This window comes from Paenibacillus forsythiae T98 (assembly GCF_000520735.1).
GTDB classification, from domain to species: domain Bacteria; phylum Bacillota; class Bacilli; order Paenibacillales; family Paenibacillaceae; genus Paenibacillus_AQ; species Paenibacillus_AQ forsythiae.
The window spans coordinates 1-6,217 of record NZ_ASSC01000134.1; the positions used below are offsets into that span (position 1 = coordinate 1).

A 6,217-nucleotide genomic window follows, 5' to 3' on the forward strand; every position below is an offset into this window, starting at 1 on the left:
AGTCCTGGATCGGCATCAGGAACGGGAAGCGCGGATTATGATTGCGCTGGTAAATACGCATCATCTGCGGATCGATTTCCACATTACCGAGCACCGTGTATCCGGCCAGCTTGTACCCCATCGTGGAGCCGCCGCCGCAGGAGAAGCAGGAGAACACCGTCCGGCCATGCTGCGGTACGTCCGCCAAATCGGTTAGACGCCAATCCCAAGCGGGCCGTTTCATGACGCATCCGCTCCCGGCTGATCAAAGACGAAGCCGCAACGCGGGCATTTGCAGTCAAAACGGGACTCGTCGAAGTCTGCCACATCCAGTTCCCGGTTTTGGAAGTCGCCAAGCTGATCCGCCGGCGGCTCCGTGAACTCGGAAATCAGCTCATCAATCTCATCCGCATCAAAGCCGGACAACGATATGTCCAGACTGCCTTGCTGCAGCTCACCCAGTAGCCGCGCCAGTGCTTCGTCGTCCCAGCGGCCAGCAACTTTGTTCAGCGCCAGATTAAGCAGCCGCTCCCGTTCCGGGTCCAGATTGACGACGGATACGGCCAACTCCGTCTGCCCCTGCTCGTTCACCAGTACCTTATACCGCTGGTGGCCACCGACCATGTTGCCGGTTTGCTCGTTCCAGACGATGGGGTCAACGTACCCGAATTCGTCCAGGCTACGGCGGAGCTTCTCATACTCCAGATCGCCTGGCTGAAGATCGATGCGCGGGTTGTAGGCGGCGGCGTTAATCTGCTTGATCGGTATCGTTCGTATATCCACGTGAATGCTCCTTTCCAAAAGAAAAAGCACCCGAAGGTGCCGGGTACTTTTACTTACTTGTTTCCAAAATTGTTTTATAACGATCATGTAACCCGTTACTTGCCATTAACATCATCATATGTTGATCGTTCGAATTGAGAACATATAGTAAACACACTTCAGAATCCGAAATTTCAATATTCAATATATCCTGAAGATTTTTTCTTTGTTCATGGCTCACATCTGCTTCAATAATGAATTGAAGTATATTCTTATAAATTTGAAAATATCTAGGCAAATTATATTTTTCTCTGTCAAATTTGCCTATCTCTGATTCTTCAAGTCTATTAAATAAATCTAAAAAATCATTGCCAGACCGTTCAACTTTAAGTTGACGAATTTCTTCATCCCACTTGTAATATTTAATGTTCTCGATTGCTTTGGCTTTCACTTCGAATAAATACTTTAGGGTTTCTTGATATGATTGATATTTTGTTATTTCAAGTTGTTTTTTTGTATTTTCAACTTGATGTTGCAATTCTTTAAGTTGATTATCAAATGATTTTCTTTGTATGCTCAGGTCTTCTCTTTGCAAATGTATTGTATAAAGCAAACCCGCAAAAGCAAGAGCGGATACAAGCGCATTTATTGATCCGAACATATCGCCGAATGTTCCTCTATTTACCCAATTATCACTTAAAAAATATGCAACAGTTCCTAACAGCACCCATAAAATAACTACAAACCAAATAATCTTGCTGAGGGACCATGTCTCTTTTGTTTGCTCCTTGACCATCATTTCATCTCCCGCATCAAATTCAAATACCTTATCCAGTATCTGACGATGAAAGGATTAGATCAAGCAAGAATTTGTAATCCCACCAAACCATGCCACTTGCAAGTATATTAACCGCAAGAAATAAGCCTCCTTTGAGTTAAGTTGGTTTTTCATCTTGGGGCTGGCAAAAATACAGCGGCAGGCCGGCGGAATCGGCCCGCATTGCCTTTCCCCGGCTCTATCCCTGCAAACGGACGTTCCCACACAATAAGCCTGAGAACGGCTGACAGAAGGCTATTCTTAGGCATGAAAAAAGCACCCGAAGGTGCTCTTCAAAACATAATTTATTTATTGAGATCTGCAATCTTTTTAGCAAAGCTATTCTGCTTGTCGTGAATTGGCTTTACTCCCATCAAGGCTCCTAGAATCTGTCGATGTTTTGCCCCTGTGTTGACTCTCAGACTTTTGTAGGCGACCTGTGCCTCTGAAGTTACGGTGTGCCCCTTAAATTCTTTTTCCAGATACGTCACTGCTTGGGATGCCCATGCTTCAACTTCAAGAGGAACGGTAGAATTTCCTACAAGTCCCTCTACTTTAGGTGTTATTGCTAACCCTTCAGCTATAAGTTCTTCCAACATTTCAATCACCTCCTTCGACACCATACTTCGACGTCAGGAAGTTTTTCCCTTCTGGCAAACGGGCCTGCCACAAAACTGTGCCGATCCTTCCCAGCGACCCCATATACAGTCCTTACACTTTGACGGCTGCCGTGGCGGGTCTTTAAACCTCTGCTGCTTTCTCTTCATAATGATTCCCCCAATAGAAAAAAGCCGCTCGAAATGAGCGACTTAAATGGTATGTACGTATGTACTATTGAGAAATGCTTTGCTGAATTTTCAATCCGAACTGATCGACTCCGAATTGTAAAAACAAAAAGATACCGACAATTGCCGATAATGCCAGAAAAAATCTAAACGCCTGGCCTCTTACACGCAAAACTCTAAGAATAATGACAGCCACCAACATTGGTAGGACAAGATAAATCCCCAATGATTGAGCAACCAACACGGCCATCTCTCTCAATGGCTGGCCCAAACTCTCCTCCAAATGTAAATCCATAAAACACCTCCTGCCGCTAATATTCGACAAGAGGAATAAAATTCCTGTAATGATAAAAAGAAGGCGTTCGCTTTGCGCCCGCAGCAAATGCGCTACGCTCTTTGCTATAAAAGCATCTGCACTTTGTAACAAGAGAGGAAGAACAAGACCATTTTACAGAGCGGTTGAAATTGGAGTCAAAGTCACCAAACAAGATCACAGGCGATATACTCCCCGAAATCTCAATTACTCTCTGGATTGCTCACTCTTTCAACAATATAAAAGGCAAGAGGAGGTACGCCCCGGTTAAGCGCCGCTGCTGCGGCCGTGCGTGTCACTCTCGCCTGATTTCCACAATACAAATATAACATGCTGAAACCCTAATGAACGGCCATTGTGCGGCCAAAACTCGGTCAAAATCCGGTCACACATTTGAGGATTTAACTTTTTTAACTTTGAAGAGATTGTTATTAGCATTTAATAATTTAACTATTTCATCAATACTCAGAAACTTATCTAGAAACATATTGAAATCATATATTTCTCCAATTTCCACATGACTATATATCGTATATATATCAATCAAGTGCTCTCCGATATCAGATCCCCACACGGATACTCTTATGTCGTTTTCATCCATTTCTGCTAGGGCAATCGCTTCGACTATATAGAGAGTATTTCGAATCTTAGAATCATACGTTTCATTAAGTATTTTGAATATATTCATATTGTTTTGAGAGTAATCAGGATATCGTTTTTTCAAATGCTCTTCGGCAAGTTCAAGGAATCTCCCAGATCCGCTATATTTCAAGTCTTTCGCTTCTTTAATTGATTCTGAGCTTACAATGTTATCTTTAAGTTCCTTTGCTATTTCCATAAACCTATATGTTTTATACATATAGAAATCTTGATTTGTTTTATTATTAAATTCATTAATTAGTTCGATCCTAGGCCCAAGCGTCTTACCTTTAACAATGTTCCACCAGTCTTCCTTCTCATCATCAGTAACAAAAATTATTGATTTTTTTTCTTGATTTGCTTTATCAATAATTTGGTTCCATACTATAAGATCACCAAATTCACCTTTATACAATAATCCATCCCAATACCTAACCTGACCCTTTTTACCCTCAAGATCTTTGTAACCAGGTGGGATCTGATGGGAATAACGACTTTCACCTTCTTTATGTATAGAGTTTAATTTTAACTGATCATAAAGACATTCACCCACGTTACTACCAAATACTGCAGTTATATCTTTAAGATAAGGATCTTCCCTTAGAAGATCCTTTGGATGCACTTCTTGCTTTTCCTCAATTATTTCATTGATTTCATTTAAAGTTTTATTAATCATTTCTAATAATTCTTCAACATTCACTTTTGGATGTTTCTTTTTATAAGTACTTAGTTTAGCGTTCAGTTCATTTTTAAATGTCCCTGCATGTTTGCTAAATACACTTTTGATTTCATTATAAGACTCAATTTGAGAAAGAATAACAGTTTCCCTATTAAAGTGATACTCCATCGCTGCTTGGTGAGGTAACCATATCTGATCATCCATATTTTTCAAAATATTCAACAAATCATTTGCGGTTTCTTCAGTATATCTATATAAATTAAGTAATACATTTGCATCAAATACAAAAATTGAACGTTCCCATATTTCTTTAAGTCCCTCGTTGCTTTTATAAAAAGCTTCAAACCCCTTCATCTGTTTAGCTCCCTTTGGAATATTTATCACTTCGACCACTATAAAAAAACTAACCTCTAGGTACAACCTATTTTTTCACAAAAAAGAGGTCAGCATAGCTGATCCTCAATTAATATTTCTAGTCCTAACGCACACGCCAGCACATATATCGCCCTCGACTTCACCCGCCGATACTTACGTTCACTCATCCCGAGTTCTCCACACAGAATCGAATCATACTCATCCTCATAATCCAGGTACCGCCGTTGAATGATCTCCTTTTCAGCTTTCTTCAGCCTCCCCATTGCCAAATCCAGCAACTTGGACTGCTGCTCGAGCGCCGCCGCTCTATCGGTGTTCCATATCGCTATATTCTCCGTCTGCCGGCTGATCGCATTAGTAGACCCATGATACCGCGGCTCCGGACTGGCCGTGAGCGCCGCCTGGCGCCGCACGAAGCCGATCTGCCGGTACACGCGGACCGTTTCCAAATATTCCTCTACCCTGCGACGGGTCTCTGTTTCGTCGATCGGGAGGATGTCAAAAGCCAGTTGTATTGCTAATTTATCGCTTTTCCCCATGTTAATCCCCTCACTCGTGGTATAATTCGAATGAAGGTAAGAGATTGGACCCCCGCGCCCGGCCAGGTTATGGGGGTCTTTGCATGTTATTTACCACTCACCGCCGCGACGGGAATAATGCCTGCTGCCTTGTACCTGCTGGGGCGGCGTGATGCTGTTGAACTTCTGAGACGGCACCTGTGGCTTATCCGCTCTAATTCGACGTAAGTGTTCGGTGATCTGCCCCGGCGACCAAGTGCTGCATTTAACAGTCCGGTAGTCTCCGTTCATGGTTGCCCTCATTTCCAGTTCCAGAGGCTGAATTGACCCTTCGCCGGGACCGGCTCCGGCAGTATCTGAACGTTCGCCAACTCCCAAGCTTTCCTCCCGAAAAGGGAAATCTCCGAACTTACCCTCTTTCAGATTGATGGCCATAGTCGCTCCGGCCTCTCCGTTAAAAAGGACAGGCATACCACTCTGCTAGTCCTCTCCCACCGATCAGCATTCCGTCAAAACGGCTGTCGCGATTATTGCTGCAGTCAGAAGGTCATCAACGGAATGGATACCGTAATTTGTAATGCCGTCTGTGAATTATTGGTACGGAGTCAAAATAGGCACATATACTGTAACAAATTCTTAGTTGAAGGGAGCTTATTAATAAGTGAAACTTTACTATAATGACTTATATTTTTATACTCACAGGAACTTTTATCCGTTAACTACATTCCCCAATCATTACCGTGGAGGTTTATGGAGCGGCCCGCAGTACACAGAGGAATATTCAATCATTACATTTAACATGCTGCCTGAGTATAAGTATGAAAATTGTCCTGAAACGAAAGTGATTGGAAGAAATCCTATTACTGGATCACAGATAACAGCAGAAGTTCCTTATTCATGCCATTATGTGAGACAACGCCGAAAAGAGATTTATGCTGTAGTTACCATACAATACAGTACAACTGAATACCCTAGTCAGTTAATCGGCCAATGCTTAGAACAGGCAAAAACAAGAGCTAATGAGATCCTTCAATCTCAAGGCACATCAACCGATCCAGAAACACTAGTTGCTACAATAATTGAAACAGCAGGAAACGAATTTTCTAAATGCATTCAAGAAAGTAAACAGGTTATCCGTGTCGACATTAAAAATCGGAATCTTCCGGATGAATGGGAACTTAAGGCAAAACATTTGGGTGGTATTTAATCTTTTCTAATGGTATAAGAATCACTATAGAATAAAGGGCCGGTGTCCGAATGGCACCCACACCGGCGGCCCGGGATATCGCTGCCAACGACGCTCCGATCTAAGGCCCAAGGGGAGCGAGAACGACGGTCGTTGGCGAGCCT

The 6,217-nt window shown here is 42.8% G+C and carries 8 protein-coding genes and 1 pseudogene; 1 reads left to right on the forward strand and 8 read right to left on the reverse strand.

Features of this window, described 5'->3' with window-relative positions; genetic code table 11:
• From L692_RS33405 to L692_RS0104875, 8 genes and pseudogenes are all read right to left on the reverse strand, one after another.
• Window positions 1-223: pseudogene (locus L692_RS33405) on the reverse strand (DNA (cytosine-5-)-methyltransferase); the annotation flags it as partial.
• Complete coding sequence (locus tag L692_RS0104845) at window positions 220-762, reverse strand: ParB N-terminal domain-containing protein (protein WP_025697702.1); 543 nt, start codon at window positions 760-762, stop codon at window positions 220-222. The gene L692_RS0104845 and the pseudogene L692_RS33405, both read right to left, overlap by 4 nt.
• A 49-nt stretch (window positions 763-811) precedes the next feature.
• Window positions 812-1,540, reverse strand: coding sequence for a hypothetical protein (locus L692_RS0104850; RefSeq protein WP_156940299.1), 729 nt, complete (start codon window positions 1,538-1,540; stop codon window positions 812-814).
• A 323-nt stretch (window positions 1,541-1,863) separates the two neighbouring features.
• Entirely contained in the window at window positions 1,864-2,157 is a 294-nt protein-coding gene (locus L692_RS0104855; RefSeq protein ID WP_025697705.1) for a hypothetical protein, read from the reverse strand.
• 232 nt (window positions 2,158-2,389) lie between these two features.
• A complete protein-coding gene (locus L692_RS0104860) occupies window positions 2,390-2,638 on the reverse strand; it encodes a hypothetical protein (protein WP_025697707.1) in 249 nt (82 codons plus the stop codon).
• 403 nt (window positions 2,639-3,041) lie between these two features.
• Complete coding sequence (locus L692_RS0104865; protein WP_025697709.1) at window positions 3,042-4,328, reverse strand: PIN-like domain-containing protein; 1,287 nt, start codon at window positions 4,326-4,328, stop codon at window positions 3,042-3,044.
• A gap of 89 nt (window positions 4,329-4,417) precedes the next feature.
• On the reverse strand, window positions 4,418-4,888 hold the full coding sequence (locus L692_RS0104870) for an ArpU family phage packaging/lysis transcriptional regulator (protein WP_025697711.1): 471 nt from the start codon (window positions 4,886-4,888) through the stop codon (window positions 4,418-4,420).
• 90 nt (window positions 4,889-4,978) lie between these two features.
• On the reverse strand, window positions 4,979-5,302 hold the full coding sequence (locus tag L692_RS0104875) for a hypothetical protein (protein ID WP_156940300.1): 324 nt from the start codon (window positions 5,300-5,302) through the stop codon (window positions 4,979-4,981).
• 226 nt (window positions 5,303-5,528) lie between these two features.
• Between L692_RS0104875 and L692_RS31635 the strand changes: the two genes are divergently transcribed.
• Entirely contained in the window at window positions 5,529-6,074 is a 546-nt protein-coding gene (locus L692_RS31635) for a hypothetical protein (RefSeq protein ID WP_156940301.1), read from the forward strand.
• Window positions 6,075-6,217: the final 143 nt, after the last annotated feature.